General features: G+C 70.7%; 9 protein-coding genes. 7 read left to right on the top strand and 2 right to left on the bottom strand.

Features of this window, described 5'->3' with window-relative positions; genetic code table 11:
* Nucleotides 1-30 precede the first annotated feature (30 nt).
* Together ACGFU6_RS08820 and hflX are read left to right on the top strand one after the other, a co-directional pair.
* Nucleotides 31-1,491 carry a M1 family metallopeptidase gene (locus tag ACGFU6_RS08820; protein ID WP_393609148.1) on the top strand — a complete coding sequence of 487 codons (1,461 nt, stop codon included), beginning with the start codon at nucleotides 31-33 and terminating at the stop codon, nucleotides 1,489-1,491.
* Between the two features lie 176 nt (nucleotides 1,492-1,667).
* The gene (gene hflX / locus ACGFU6_RS08825) at nucleotides 1,668-3,188 is read left to right on the top strand and encodes a GTPase HflX (RefSeq protein WP_393609149.1); all 1,521 of its coding nucleotides are present in this window, start codon (nucleotides 1,668-1,670) and stop codon (nucleotides 3,186-3,188) included.
* Between the two features lie 79 nt (nucleotides 3,189-3,267).
* Here the strand turns inward: hflX and ACGFU6_RS08830 are convergent, their stop codons facing one another.
* Both ACGFU6_RS08830 and ACGFU6_RS08835 read right to left on the bottom strand, forming a co-directional pair.
* Nucleotides 3,268-4,434 carry a trypsin-like serine peptidase gene (locus ACGFU6_RS08830; RefSeq protein WP_393609151.1) on the bottom strand — a complete coding sequence of 389 codons (1,167 nt, stop codon included), beginning with the start codon at nucleotides 4,432-4,434 and terminating at the stop codon, nucleotides 3,268-3,270.
* A gap of 217 nt (nucleotides 4,435-4,651) precedes the next feature.
* The gene (locus tag ACGFU6_RS08835) at nucleotides 4,652-5,881 is read right to left on the bottom strand and encodes a trypsin-like serine peptidase (protein WP_393609153.1); all 1,230 of its coding nucleotides are present in this window, start codon (nucleotides 5,879-5,881) and stop codon (nucleotides 4,652-4,654) included.
* A 376-nt stretch (nucleotides 5,882-6,257) separates the two neighbouring features.
* Here ACGFU6_RS08835 and ACGFU6_RS08840 point away from each other — a divergent pair, with 376 nt between their 5' ends.
* The 5 genes from ACGFU6_RS08840 (at nucleotide 6,258) to ACGFU6_RS08860 (ending at nucleotide 14,298) form a co-directional block, all read left to right on the top strand.
* Nucleotides 6,258-7,637, top strand: coding sequence for a diaminobutyrate--2-oxoglutarate transaminase family protein (locus tag ACGFU6_RS08840; protein ID WP_393609154.1), 1,380 nt, complete (start codon nucleotides 6,258-6,260; stop codon nucleotides 7,635-7,637).
* Nucleotides 7,638-7,666: 29 nt separating this feature from the next.
* Nucleotides 7,667-9,556, top strand: a complete 1,890-nt coding sequence (locus tag ACGFU6_RS08845; protein WP_393609156.1) for an IucA/IucC family protein — start codon at nucleotides 7,667-7,669, stop codon at nucleotides 9,554-9,556.
* A gap of 66 nt (nucleotides 9,557-9,622) precedes the next feature.
* Nucleotides 9,623-10,321, top strand: a complete 699-nt coding sequence (locus ACGFU6_RS08850) for a GNAT family N-acetyltransferase (RefSeq protein WP_393609157.1) — start codon at nucleotides 9,623-9,625, stop codon at nucleotides 10,319-10,321.
* A 60-nt stretch (nucleotides 10,322-10,381) separates the two neighbouring features.
* Nucleotides 10,382-12,277 carry an IucA/IucC family protein gene (locus ACGFU6_RS08855; RefSeq protein ID WP_393609159.1) on the top strand — a complete coding sequence of 632 codons (1,896 nt, stop codon included), beginning with the start codon at nucleotides 10,382-10,384 and terminating at the stop codon, nucleotides 12,275-12,277.
* 50 nt (nucleotides 12,278-12,327) lie between these two features.
* Nucleotides 12,328-14,298, top strand: a complete 1,971-nt coding sequence (locus tag ACGFU6_RS08860; RefSeq protein WP_393609161.1) for an ATP-dependent DNA helicase — start codon at nucleotides 12,328-12,330, stop codon at nucleotides 14,296-14,298.
* Nucleotides 14,299-14,309: the final 11 nt, after the last annotated feature.

Raw genomic sequence — 14,309 nt, forward strand, 5'->3', positions numbered from 1 at the left:
CGGGCGGGGCGACGCTGGTAGCCGTAGTCCATGCCGTTCCTCTCCCGCCGCCTGCGGGCCGCTCTGCTGGCCACCGCGTCGGCCGCACTCGTCGCCGCCACCCTGCCCGCACCGGTGCCGCTCGGCATCGGTGACCCGCTCTTCCCCCACCTCGGCAACCCCGGGTACGACGTACTCGCCTACGACCTCGGCCTCGACTACCGGGGCAGCAACAGCGAACCGCTCGAAGCCGTCACCACGATCGACGCGCGGACGACCGGGCCGCTGGACCGGATCAACCTCGACTTCACCCGCGGCACCGTGCACTCGGTCGCGGTCAACGGCCTGCGCGCCGACTACACGGTCCAGGACGAGGACCTGATCATCGAGACGCCCGGCCGGCTCCCGGCCGGGGTGCCGCTGCGGATCACCGTCCGGCACACCAGCGATCCCCGGGGCGAACGGAACAGCGGCGGCTGGGTGCGGACGGCCGACGGACTCGTCATGGCCAACCAGGCCGACGCCGGGCACCTGGTCTTCCCCAGCAACGACCACCCCGCCGACAAGGCGTACTTCACCTTCCGGATCACCGCCCCCGCGGACCGGACCGTGGTGGCCAACGGGGTGCGCACCGGACGAACCGGGCACGGCGGCCGCACCACCTGGACCTACCGCACCGAACACCCGATGGCCACCGAGCTCGCCCAGGTCAGCATCGGGAAGTCCGCGGTCGTGCGGCGGACCGGACCCCACCGGCTGCCGGTCCGTGACGTCGTGCCGGCCGCCGACCGGAAGCGGCTGGAACCGTGGCTGAGCAAGACTCCCGGCCAGTTGGAATGGATGGAGAAGCAGGTCGGCCGCTACCCGTTCGAGAACTACGGGGTGCTGATCGCGGACGCCGACACCGGCTTCGAGCTGGAGACCCAGACCCTGTCGCTCTTCGAACGCCGCCTGTTCACCGATCCCCGCTTCCCCGAGTGGTACGTGGACTCGGTCATGGTCCACGAGCTGGCCCACCAGTGGTTCGGTGACAGCGTCTCGCCGAAGACCTGGTCCGATCTCTGGCTCAACGAGGGACACGCCAGCTGGTACGAGTCGCGCTACGCGGAGGAGCACGGCGGCAGGACGCTCGAACGCCGGATGCGCGACGCCTACACCTACTCGGACGCCTGGCGCGCCGACGGCGGGCCGCCCGCACGGCCCGACGCACCGGCCCCGGGCAAGAAGATCAGCCTGTTCCGGCCAGTGGTCTACGACGGCAGCGCACTGGTCCTGTACGCGCTCCGCCAGGAGATCGGCCACCACGCCTTCGACCTGCTGGAGAGGCTCTGGGTACGCAAGCACCGCGATTCCAACGCCGCCACCCCGGACTTCATCCGGCTGGCGTCCCAGGTCGCGGGACGCGACCTGGCGGCGTTCTTCGACGGCTGGCTGTACCGGACGAGCACGCCCCCCATGCCCGGCCACCCGGACTGGCACACCGCGGCACCGGCGGGCGGCGGGAAGACGTGACAGGCCGGGAAAACCGGCAGTGACGGGCCGGAAAACCCGGGTGACGGGCCGGGCGCTCCGTGCAACCATCGACAGGTCGCCGCAGCGGCCGGACCGGAGCGTTCCCGTGCGGGAATCATCCGGGAGGGTCACGCGTTGTGACTGTTGCAGACCACTCCTACCGACGTAAGGATCCAATGACCTCCTCTTCTTCCCTTCCCCAGGACGCGCAGGATGCGCAGAGCGCCACGGAGAACGTGACCGAGAGCCTCACCGAGCCCCTTCGGGCCGACGCCCTGATGGAAGAGGACGTCGCCTGGAGCCACGAGATCGACGGAGAGCGCGACGGCGAACAGCTCGACCGCTCCGAGCGTGCCGCGCTGCGGCGAGTGGCGGGCCTCTCCACCGAGCTCGAGGACGTCACCGAGGTCGAGTACCGGCAGTTGCGCCTTGAGCGTGTGGTGCTGGTCGGTGTCTGGACCTCGGGCACCGTGCACGACGCGGAGATTTCGCTCGCCGAGCTGGCGGCTCTGGCCGAGACGGCCGGAGCCCAGGTGCTCGACGCCGTCTTCCAGCGTCGCGACAAGCCCGACGCGGCCACCTACATCGGTTCCGGCAAGGCCCTGGAGCTGCGCGACATCGTCCTCGAGACCGGGGCCGACACCGTCGTCTGCGACGGTGAGCTCAGCCCCGGCCAGCTGATCCACCTGGAGGATGTCGTCAAGGTCAAGGTGGTCGACCGGACCGCCCTGATTCTCGACATCTTCGCCCAGCACGCCAAGTCCCGCGAGGGCAAGGCGCAGGTCTCGCTGGCGCAGATGCAGTACATGCTGCCGAGGCTGCGCGGCTGGGGTGCCTCGCTGTCCCGTCAGATGGGCGGCGGCGGTTCCAGCGGCGGTGGCGGCATGGCGACCCGTGGCCCCGGTGAGACCAAGATCGAGACGGACCGGCGCCGGATCCGCGAGAAGATGGCGAAGATGCGCCGGGAGATCGCGGAGATGAAGACGGGCCGCGAGATCAAGCGCCAGGAGCGCAAGCGCAACAAGGTGCCTTCGGTCGCCATCGCGGGCTACACCAACGCCGGCAAGTCCTCCCTCCTGAACCGGCTGACCGGTGCGGGCGTGCTGGTGGAGAACTCCCTGTTCGCCACCCTCGACCCGACCGTGCGCCGGGCCGAGACGCCGGGCGGCCGGATCTACACGCTGGCCGACACCGTCGGGTTCGTGCGGCATTTGCCGCACCACCTCGTCGAGGCGTTCCGTTCCACCATGGAGGAGGTCGGTGAGTCCGACCTGATCCTGCACGTGGTGGACGGCTCGCACCCGGTGCCGGAGGAGCAGCTGGCCGCAGTGCGCGAAGTGATCCGCGAGGTGGGCGCGGTGGACGTGCCCGAGATCGTGGTGATCAACAAGGCGGACGCCGCGGACCCGCTGGTGCTCCAGCGGCTGCTGCGCATCGAGAAGCACGCGATCGCGGTATCGGCCCGGACCGGCGCCGGCATCGACGAGCTGCTCGCGCTCATCGACGCCGAACTGCCGCGCCCCTCGGTCGAGATCGAGGCGCTCGTTCCGTACACCCAGGGCGCAGTCGTCTCCCGGGTGCACGCCGAGGGCGAGGTGATCTCCGAGGAGCACACGCAGGAGGGCACCCTGCTCAAGGCGCTGGTGCACGAGGAACTGGCTGCGGAGCTCTCCACGTTCGTACCTGCGGTGCACTGACCGCAGCGCGGCACTGCAAAGGCCGACGGCCCGCCCCCTGCGCAGGGGGCGGGCCGTCGGCCTTTGAGTTGCGCGGTCGTTACCGACCGGCGAACTTGTCGCTCATCATCGTGAAGATCTGCTCGGCGCCCTGGCCCAGGTGGGGTCCGGCCAGCCAGCCCGAGGTCACCGGGCCGATGGAGGTGTTGGAGACCAGCGCCAGCTTGCCGTCGTCGCCCTCGCTGAACCAGCCGCCGCCGGACGAACCGCCGGTCATGGTGCAGCCGATGCGGTACATGGTGGGGGTGCTGGGACTGATGGAGAGCCGGCCGGGACGGTCGACGCACTTGTGCATGATCAGGCCGTTGTAGGGCGGGGCCGCCGGGTAGCCCCAGGCGCCCATCGCGCTGATCTGCTTGGCCTCGGGGGCGTCGAAGTTGACCGCGAGGGCGTTGCCCACGGTCTCCTCCAGGGACTTGGTGCCGTTCTCCGGCTTCACGTGCAGCACCGCGTAGTCGTACGGCGCGCCCTCACCGCCGGTGGGGCCGCCGCCGGCCAGCCACTCGCCCGAGGTGGTGGCCCAGTCGGCCCAGTAGGCGCCGTACGGGGCGATCTCCTGGGGCTGTGCGTTCTGCAGCGCGGCGGCGTCCTTGCCCTTGTCGTTGTACGCGGGGACGAAGACGATGTTGCGGTACCAGCCGCCCTTCGAGCCGGCGTGGACGCAGTGCCCGGCGGTCCACACCAGGTTGGACCTGCCCGGATTCTTCGGGTCCTTCACGACCGTGCCCGAGCAGACCATGTGGCCCTCGGGGGAGTCGAAGAAGACCTTGCCGACCGGGGCCGCGTAGTCGTGGTACGGCGTCTTCTCGCGCTCGGCCGTGACCGGCTTCGGCTCGGGGTCGCTGACGCCCTGACCGCCGGAGAGGTCACCGGCGGACATGGTCTTGGCCGGGTCCTTGGCGGACTTCATCCGGTCGGGCTTCCACAGCCCGTCGATGACCGGGTTCACGAAGTCCTTGGCCTCACGCAGCCATGTGGCCTTGTCCCAGTTCTTCCACTCGCCGTTCTTCCACTTCTCCGGGTCGACACCGTGCTTCTTCAGCGTGTCGGCCAGACCGGCGGACAGGCCGCCGTCTGCGGCACTGGCGGACTCGGTGGCGGCGGGCTTGTCGGCAGCCTTGTCCTCGCTCGGACCGCAGGCCGTGGCGGTCAGCGTCAGTGCGGCGACGAGCCCGGTGGCCGCGAGCAGTGGACGTATGGATCGCATGGAAAGAGATTCCCCCTGAAATCTGAAACTGGCATGAACGTGTCATGTGACGTGACCGCGTCATGCGTAACGCCGGTCGACCCGGCTGTCGGAGATGATGCGGACCACCCTATGACGGCCCGGACCGAGGCCCTGCCCCGGTCCGGGAACTGATCGTCGCGAGGGCCGTCACCCGCGCCTGTGCGGGGGACGGCCCGTCGCTACCGACCCGCGTACGTCACTGTCCCGCGTACTTCTTGCTGACCGAGTCGTAGACGCCCTTGGCCTCCTTGCCCAGGCGCGGTCCGGCCAGCCAGCCGGCCGTCACCGGGCCGATGGAGGTGTTCGAGACCAGCGCGGGCTTGCCGTCCTGGCCCGCGGCGACCCAGCCGCCACCGGAGGAGCCACCGGTCATGGAGCAGCCGATGCGGTACATCGTCGGGTCGTCCTTGGTGAGCGAGAGCCGGCCCGGCTTGTCCTTGCACTGGAAAAGCTGCTGACCGCCGTACGGCGGGGCGGCGGGGAAGCCGGTGGCCGTCATGTCAGCGATCTTCGGCACGGCCGGGGCGTTGAAGTCGACCGGCAGCGCCGAACCGACCGTCTCCTCGAGGGACTTTCCGTCCGAGCCCTTCTCCGGCGTCACGTGCAGCACCGCGAAGTCGTACGGAGCGCCCAGCCCGCCGACCGAGGCACCCTGGTCGATCCACTGGTCGGAGGTCTGCGCCCACGCGCCCCACCACACGCCGTACGGGGCGACCTTCTCCTTGGGCGGGTTGTTCCGGAGCTCATCCGTGGACAGGCCGCTGTCGTTGTACGACGGCACGAAGGCGATGTTGCGGTACCAGCCGCCCTTCTTGCCGGCGTGGACACAGTGGCCGGCGGTCCACACCATGTTGGACTTGCCGGGGTGCGCCGGGTCCTTCACCACGGTCGCCGAACAGACCATGGAGCCCTCGGGGCCGTCGAAGAACAGCTTCCCGGACTCGGCGGCGTTGGCGTGGAACGGCGTCTTCACGCCCACGGCCCGGACCGGCGCCGGGGTCGGGTCGGTCACTCCCTCGTCACCGGAGATGTCGTTGTCGACGGGCTTCTCGGGCGACTTGTCGGCGTCCCGCATCCGGTCCGGGTCCCAGAGGCCCGCGATGATCGGATTGACGAAGTCCTTGGCCTCACGCAGCCACTTGTCCTTGTCCCAGTTCTTCCAGTCGCCGTTCTTCCACTGGTCGAGGTCGATCCCGTGCTCCTTGAGCCGGTCCTTCACATCGTCCGGGACGGTGATCTTGTTGTCCGACGTCTGTCCGGCGGAGCTGCCGCTCGGCTCGGCGCTCGCACCGTCGTCGCCCGGCCCGCAGGCGGTCGCGGTGAGTGCGAGTACGGCGGCGACCGCCGCCGTCGCGAGCACGGGAGAGGAGGGGCGGCGGGCGCGCCCCCCACGGCGTGCGGTGGCTGCTGGTCGAATGAGTCGCATCTGGTGATCCCCCTGGGACTTCGTAACTCAACGCTTCTGTACTGCACTGCACTTGCGCACGGTGCGCCGCACTTCGTCACGGCACACCGGTCACTGCCCGGATGGCGCTCCGGGACTGCTTCACAGGCGCCGCGGCCGCCGGGCAGCTGTCCCGGAGGCTCGGCGCGGTCCCCCACTATGCCGGTGCCGGTGTTGACGGTGTACGGCAGGGGCATGGTTCCGCTCCGCAAGGATCTTCGGACTTACCCGTGATCCTCCGCGTCCGGCGTCGTTGGTACGTACGGGGGACACAGGGACAGAGTTCACCCCCGCAGCCCGTCCCTGCGCAATCGTGCTGACGTGCAACGCAACTGTTACAGCGGGAGGATCAAGAGCCGTGGCCGTGACCGAACCAGCTCCGGCGGCACCGCCCGCGGCGTACGAGGGAATCCTGCGCCGCCAGGCAATGCGGGAGTCTGCCGCCCGCACCTACGCCAGGTCGCTGCCGATCGTCCCGGTACGTGCCCGCGGGCTGACCATCGAGGGCGCGGACGGCCGACGCTACCTCGACTGCCTCTCCGGAGCGGGGACGTTGGCCCTCGGGCACAACCACCCGGTCGTCCTGGAAGCGATCAAAAAGGTCCTCGATTCGGGCGCACCCCTGCACGTCCTCGACCTGGCCACCCCGGTCAAGGACGCCTTCACCACGGAGCTGTTCGCCACGCTGCCCCGTGAGTTCGCGGACAACGCGCGGATCCAGTTCTGCGGCCCGGCCGGTACGGACGCCGTGGAGGCGGCGTTCAAACTGGTCCGCGCCGCCACCGGGCGCAGCGGCCTGCTCGCCTTCACCGGCGCGTACCACGGCATGACGGCGGGCGCGCTCGCGGCGTCCGGCGGCGCCGAGGACGTGCGGGTGACCCGCCTCCCGTTCCCGCAGGACTACCGCTGCCCCTTCGGAATCGGCGGCGAGCGCGGCGCACGGATCGCTGCGCGGTGGACCGAGACGGTGCTGGACGACCCCAAGAGCGGAACACCCGCGCCGGCCGGAATGATCCTGGAACCCGTGCAGGGGGAGGGTGGCGTCAACCCCGCCCCGGACGGCTGGCTGCGCCGGATGCGGGACATCACCGCGGCACGGTCCATCCCCCTGATCGCTGATGAGGTCCAGACCGGCGTCGGCAGGACCGGTGCCTTCTGGGGTGTCGAACACAGCGGGGTCGTTCCCGATGTGATGGTGCTCTCCAAGGCCATCGGCGGCTCCCTCCCGCTCGCGGTCATCGTCTACCGCTCCGAACTGGACACCTGGCAGCCCGGCGCGCACGCGGGCACCTTCCGAGGCAACCAGCTCGCCATGGCGGCGGGCACGGCCACCCTCGCCCACGTCCGGGAGAACCGCCTGGCCGAGCGGGCCGGAACCCTCGGCGCCAGGATGCTGGCGAGCCTGCGCGCACTCGCCTCGCACCACCCGTGCATCGGCGACGTCCGGGGCCGGGGCCTGATGATCGGTGTGGAGCTCGTCGACCCCGAGGCCGCCCCGGTGGACGGAGGGAGCGAGGCCCCGCCCGACCCCGTACTCGCCGTCGCCGTACAGCAGGAGTGCCTGCGCCGAGGCCTCATCGTCGAACTCGGCGGTCGTCATTCCACGGTCGTGCGTCTGCTACCTCCCCTCACGCTCACCGACGAACAGGCAACGGCGGTCATCGACCGCCTCGCCGATGCCATGGCAGCAGCGGAGCGCTCACCGCACCGACGGACCCCGACCGGGTCGATCCGCTGACCCCGGACACCATCACAGGAAAGACCGCCGTGAACCCCACCCCCGCGCCCGAGGCCGACGGCCCTCCCTCCGCCCACCGAGGAGAGGCCGCAGCAGCCGGTCACCTCGCCGCCGAGCCGCCCACCGTGCCGCGCCAGAAGGAGAAGCCGCACGGTCACTGGCACGCCTCCAGGGCAACGCCCGCCTGCCCGGCACCGGCCGCCGACCCCCTGGACCACCCGGACCCGCTCCAGGCCGCGGACGCCGCCGGCATCGAGAACCTGCTGCGCTGCTGGGTCCGCGAATGCGACCTGCCCCGGCCCGACGGGGAGACCCTCCGCATCCCGCTGCCCGCAAGCGGCGCCGCCCTCCTCGTCCCCGTCCGCCACTGGTCCGCCACGGGCTGGCACCGCTTCGGCGTACCCGTCCTGGCGCAGGCCCCCGACGCGGCGCCCACCGTCGACGCCGTCACCGTCGCCGCACTCCTCGGCCGCGAGGCCGACCACAACGAGGGCGCGGACATGGTGGGCCGGGTGGCCGACTCGGTGCGGCGAACCGCCGTGTTCATCGAGACACGACGCCGCCGCCCCACCGCACCCGCCGAGGCCGACCTCTTCCTCGGCGCGGAGCAGTCACTGCTCCTGGGACACCCGCTCCACCCCTCTCCCAAGAGCCGCGAAGGCCTCTCCGACTCCGAATCACGCCTCTACTCACCCGAGTTGCACGGCTCCTTCCCCCTCCACTGGATGGCCGTGGACCGGTCCGTACTGGCAGCGGACTCCGCATGGACCGACCAGGGCCGCCCGGTGCCGGCGACTGAACTCGTGGCCCGGCACGCCAAGGGGCTGCGATTCCCCGAGCACACCGCGCCGATCCCACTGCACCCCTGGCAGGCCAGGGAGCTGGCTAACCGGCCCGAGGTCGCCGCCCTCCTCGACGCCGGACTCGTGCACGACCTGGGGCCCTACGGAGAGCGCTGGCACCCCACCTCTTCGGTGCGCACCGTGCAGCGGCCCGGCGTCGACACCATGCTGAAACTCTCCCTCGGCCTGCGCATCACCAACTCCCGCCGTGAGAACCTCCGTAAGGAACTCCACCGGGGTGTGGAGGTCCACCGTCTGCTGCGCAGCGGGCTCGCCACCCAGTTGCACCTGGCCCACCCCGGCTTCGACATCGTCCGGGACCCCGCGTGGCTCGCGGTCGACTCCCCGGACGGCGAGCCCGTCCACGGCTTCGACGTCATGCTGCGCCACAACCCGTTCGGCCGGCACGACGACGCGGTCTGCGTCGCCGGACTCACCGCGCCGCGCCCCTGGCCGGACCGGGCGGGCATGCACTCACGCCTCGCGGACATCGTCTGCCGGCTCGCCGCCGCCACCGGACGGACCACGACCGCCGTCGCCGCCGAGTGGTTCCTGCGCTACCTCGACCGGGTCGTCCGGCCGGTGCTCTGGCTCGACGCGCACGCCGGGGTCGCACTCGAAGCCCATCAGCAGAACACCCTGGTGGTACTCGACGCCGAAGGCTGGCCGGTCGGTGGCCGTTACCGCGACAATCAGGGCTACTACTTCCGTGAGTCACACCGCGCGGCCCTTGAGCGCAGGCTCCCCAGCATCGGATCGGTCAGCGACACCTTCGTCTCCGACCCTGTCACCGACGAGCGCTTCGCGTACTACCTCGGTATCAACAACGTGTTCGGACTGATCGGAGCGTTCGGTGCCCAGCAGCTCGCGGACGAACAGATGCTCCTCGCCGCCTTCCGCCGGTTCCTGGGAGCGGCAACCGGGCTGGGCTCCCCGCTCCCCGCACATCTGCTGGAGACACCGCGGCTGCGCTGCAAGGCCAACATGCTGACCCGGCTGCACGGCCTCGATGAACTCGTCGGCCCGGTCGACACCCAGTCCGTCTACGTCACCATCGCCAACCCCCTCCGCGGCTGAAGGAATCCCGCCGGGTGCCCGAAGGAACCTCGTCGTCCGAAATTGCTGAGAGAGGAGAGCACCACCGTGCCTCCCGCCGATGCGCACGCCGAACCCGGTACCGGCCCAGCTCCCAGGGCCGGTACGGGTGCCGAGGAAACCCTGGATCCGCAGCTCGCCGATGAACTCCTCGCCTTCCTGGCGCAGGACATATCCGGCGCGCCCGGCACACCGCCCGAATGGGGACCCGTCACCACGCCGGCCGGCGTCTTCCAGCTCGTCCCCGTACGACTGGAGCGCGACCTCGCGGTGATCAGCCGCTGGATGAACGACCCCGCCGTCGCGGCCTTCTGGGAACTCGCCGGAGCCGAAACCGTCACGGCGGATCACCTGAGGTCCCAGCTCGACGGTGACGGACGCAGCCTCCCCTGTCTGGGGGTGCTGTCAGGCGTCGCCATGAGCTACTGGGAGATCTACCGCGCCGACCTTGACCCGTTGGCCCGTCACTATCCCGCCCGCTCGCACGACGCCGGCATCCACCTCCTCATCGGTGAAGCCGGCAACCGCGGCCGTGGAGTCGGCGCCCTGCTGCTCCGGGCCGCCTCCGACCTCGTACTCGACAGCCGCCCCCTGTGCACGCGAGTCGTCGCCGAACCGGACCTTCGTAACACCCCTTCTGTCTCCGCCTTCCTCAATGCCGGATTCCGCTTCTCCGCGGAGGTGGAACTCCCGGAGAAGCGGGCCGCGTTGATGATCCGCGACCGAGCCCACCGCGCCCTGCTGTGAGCCAACCGCTGCCTTGTCCGCACCGCTCGAAGCCCATCGGTTCCATCCCGAGGAGTCCCCGTGCCCACATATCCCGCGAGCCATGATTCAGCGGAGTCGCCCGCGCTGCTCAGCACTCCAGAACTGAACCGGGCGGTGTGGGACCGAGCCGCCGCCCGGATGCTTGCGAAGATGCTCGGCGAATTCGCCTACGAGGAAGTCATCGAGCCGGTCGCGCGGTCCGCCGGGGGCGATACGTACACCCTCGTGCTGGACGACGGCGGCAGTCTGATCTTCACCGCCGGCCGCGGGGTCTACGGCAGCTGGCGGGTCGCCCCCGACTCGATCCGTGAGGTGAGTACCGCCGAGACCGAGGCGCACGCCCTCGGCGAACCCCCCGCCGCTCATGCAGCGCCGGCCGCGGCGGAAACCCCCGTCGGCACCCCCTTCCGCGACCCGCTGCTCTTCCTCGCCCGCGCCCGCCGCCTGCTCGGGATCGACGGCGCCACGCTCGGGCACCTGGTCCGCGAGCTCACCACCACGCTCACCGCCGACGCCCGCCTCGATCACAGCGCGCTCACCGTCTCCGAACTGGCCGGCCTCGACTACGCGGAACTCGAAGGACACCAGACCGGCCACCCCTGGATCGTCGCGAACAAAGGACGCCTCGGATTCTCCGCCACCGACGCGTCCCTCTTCACTCCCGAGGCCCGCAAGCCGGTCAGGCTGCCGTGGATCGCGGTCTCCTCCCGGATCGCCGCCTACCGGGGCGTGAACTCGCTCGCCACCGCCGAGCAGCTCTACGCCACCGAGCTCGACCCGGCGGTCCGCGAGTCCTTCGCGGCGGCCCTGCGTGCCCGGGGCCTCGCCCCCGACGACTACTACTGTCTGCCCGTCCATCCCTGGCAGTGGGACGAATGGATCGTGCCGCTGTTCGCCCCGGCCATCGCCGCGGCCGACATCGTCCCCCTGCACGCCGACCCGGACCTGCGGCTGCCCCAGCAGTCCATCCGTACCTTCGCCAACCTGGAACGGCCCGACCGGCACACCGTCAAGCTGCCGTTGTCGATCCTCAACACACTGGTCTGGCGCGGACTCCCGACCGAACGCACCCTCGCCGCCCCCGCAGTCACCGGCTGGGTCCAGGGGCTGCGCGACAACGACCCCTTCCTGCGTGACACCTGCGGTGTCATCCTGCTGGGAGAGGTGGCGTCGGTCACGGTCGAGCACCCGCTGTACGACCACCTTCCCGAGACCCCGTACCAGTTCAAGGAGATCCTCGGCGCGATCTGGCGCGAACCGCTCCTCCCGCGTCTGGTGCCGGGCGAGCGCGCCCGCACCCTCGCCTCGCTGCTGCTCACCGACCCGCAGGGCCGCGCCTTCACCGCCGAGCTGGTCGCCCGCTCGGGGCTGGCCCCCACCGCGTGGCTGAGCCGGCTGTTCGCCGCGCTGCTCCCGCCGCTGCTGCACTTCCTCTACCGCTACGGCACCGTTTTCTCGCCGCACGGAGAGAACGCCATCGTCGTCTTCGACGGCCAGGACGTGCCCGTCCGGCTGGCGATCAAGGACTTCGTGGACGACGTGAACATCAGTGCCAGGCCGCTGCCCGAGCACGACAGCATGCCGGACGACGTGCGCCGTGTCCTGCTGACAGAGGAGCCCGGCTTCCTCACCCAGTTCATCCACTCCGGACTCTTCACCGGAGTCTTCCGGTTCCTCTCTCCGCTCTGCGAGGAGCAGCTGGGCGTCCCGGAGACCGAATTCTGGTCACTCGTCCGGGCGGAGATCCTGCGCCACCACGCCCGCTTTCCCGAGCTGAAGGACAGGTTCGAGATGTTCGACATGCTGACGCCGCGCATCGAACGCCTCTGCCTGAACCGCAACCGCCTGCATCAGGACGGTTACCGGGACCGGCCCGAGCGACCGCACGCGGCGATCCACGGCACCGTGGCCAACCCGCTCCATCCCTCCGCGTGAGGCCGGGAGTGATCGCCGCTGTCAGTGGCGCCCCGTAGGCTGGTCGGGCTATGACGAAGCCATCCCTCCCCGAGCTCCTGCACGCCGCCGTGACCGCCGTCGGCGGTACGGAGCGACCCGGTCAGGCCGCCATGGCCGACGCTGTCGCCACGGCCGTGGACGACCGATCCCATCTGCTCGTCCAGGCCGGCACCGGCACCGGCAAGTCGCTGGGCTACCTGGTGCCCGCCCTGGCGCACGGCGAGCGTGTCGTGGTTGCCACGGCGACCCTGGCCCTCCAACGCCAGCTGGTGGAGCGGGACCTGCCGCGTACGGTCGACGCCCTGCATCCGCTGCTGCGCCGCCGCCCCCAGTTCGCGATGCTCAAGGGCCGGTCGAACTACCTCTGTCTGCACCGCCTCCACGAAGGAGTGCCGCAGGACGAGGAGGAGGGCCTCTTCGACCAGTTCGAGGCCGCGGCACCGTCGAGCAAGCTCGGCCAGGACCTCCTGCGGATGCGGGACTGGTCGGACGAGACGGAGACCGGCGACCGTGACGACCTGACGCCGGGGGTCTCCGACCGGGCCTGGGCGCAGATCTCCGTGTCCTCGCGCGAGTGCCTGGGCGCCACCAAGTGCGCGTACGGGGCGGAGTGCTTCGCGGAGCAGGCCCGTGAGCGGGCGAAGCTCGCCGATGTGGTGGTCACCAATCACGCGCTGCTCGCCATCGACGCCATCGAGGGCGCTCCGGTGCTCCCGCAGCACGAGGTGCTGATCGTCGACGAGGCCCACGAGCTGGTCTCCAGGGTCACCGGTGTGGCCACCGGCGAGCTCACCCCCGGCCAGGTCGGCCGCGCGGTGCGGCGCGCCGCGAAGCTGGTCAACGAGAAGGCCGCGGACGCGCTGCAGAGCGCGTCGGAGGGTTTCGAGCGCGTGATGGAGCTGGCGCCTCCCGGCCGTCTGGAGGAGGTGCCCGAGGATCTGGGCTACGCGCTGATGGCCCTGCGTGACGCCGCGCGCACGGTGATCTCCGCCCTGGGCTCCACCCGGGACAAGTCCGTCCAGGACGAGGACGCCGTGCGCAAGCAGGCGCTGGCCTCGGTGGAGACCATTCACGGCGTAGCCGAGCGCATCACCCAGGGGTCCGAGTACGACGTCGTCTGGTACGAGCGCCATGACCGCTTCGGTGCCTCCGTACGGGTCGCCCCGCTCTCCGTCTCCGGACTGCTGCGCGAGAAGCTCTTCGCGGACCGCTCCGTCGTCCTCACGTCGGCCACGCTGAAGCTCGGCGGCGATTTCAACGGGGTCGGCGCGTCACTCGGGCTCGCCCCCGAGGGCACCGCCGGTGACGACATCCCGCAGTGGAAGGGGCTCGACGTCGGCTCGCCCTTCGACTACCCGAAGCAGGGGATCCTGTACGTCGCCCGGCATCTGGCGACGCCCGGCCGGGAGGGCTCCCGCACCGACATGCTGGACGAGCTGGCTGAGCTCGTGGAGGCCGCGGGCGGCCGGACCCTCGGGCTGTTCTCCTCCATGCGGGCCGCCCAGGCGGCGGCCGAGGAGCTGCGGGGCCGGCTGGACAGGCCGATCCTGCTCCAGGGCGAGGAGACGCTGGGGGAGCTGATCAAGAATTTCGCGGCCTCCCCGGAGACCTGTCTCTTCGGCACCCTCTCGCTCTGGCAGGGGGTGGACGTTCCGGGCGCGAGCTGTCAGCTGGTGGTCATGGACCGGATTCCGTTCCCGCGTCCGGACGACCCGCTGATGAGCGCGCGCCAGAAGGCGGTCGAGGAAGCGGGGGGCAACGGCTTCATGGCGGTCGCGGCGACACACGCCGCACTGCTGATGGCACAGGGCGCCGGCCGGCTCGTCCGTGCCACGGGAGACAAGGGAGTCGTCGCGGTCCTCGATCCGCGTCTCGCCAATGCGCGGTACGGGAGCTATCTGCGCGCCTCGCTCCCCGACTTCTGGTACACGACCGACCGCAATCAGACACGTCGCTCGCTGGCGGCGATCGACGCCGCCGCGAAGGCCGAGGAGAAGTAGTCCCGCACGGG

The sequence above is a fragment of the Streptomyces sp. NPDC048462 genome, assembly GCF_043200175.1.
Taxonomy (GTDB): domain Bacteria; phylum Actinomycetota; class Actinomycetes; order Streptomycetales; family Streptomycetaceae; genus Streptomyces.

Coding starts and splice junctions, on each gene's coding strand:
- ACGFU6_RS08830 (WP_393609151.1), bottom strand. CDS start 4,434: ATGCGATCCATACGTCCACTGCTCGCGGCCACCGGGCTCGTCGCCGCA.
- ACGFU6_RS08860 (WP_393609161.1), top strand. CDS start 12,328: ATGACGAAGCCATCCCTCCCCGAGCTCCTGCACGCCGCCGTGACCGCC.
- ACGFU6_RS08820 (WP_393609148.1), top strand. CDS start 31: ATGCCGTTCCTCTCCCGCCGCCTGCGGGCCGCTCTGCTGGCCACCGCG.
- ACGFU6_RS08835 (WP_393609153.1), bottom strand. CDS start 5,881: ATGCGACTCATTCGACCAGCAGCCACCGCACGCCGTGGGGGGCGCGCC.
- hflX (WP_393609149.1), top strand. CDS start 1,668: ATGACCTCCTCTTCTTCCCTTCCCCAGGACGCGCAGGATGCGCAGAGC.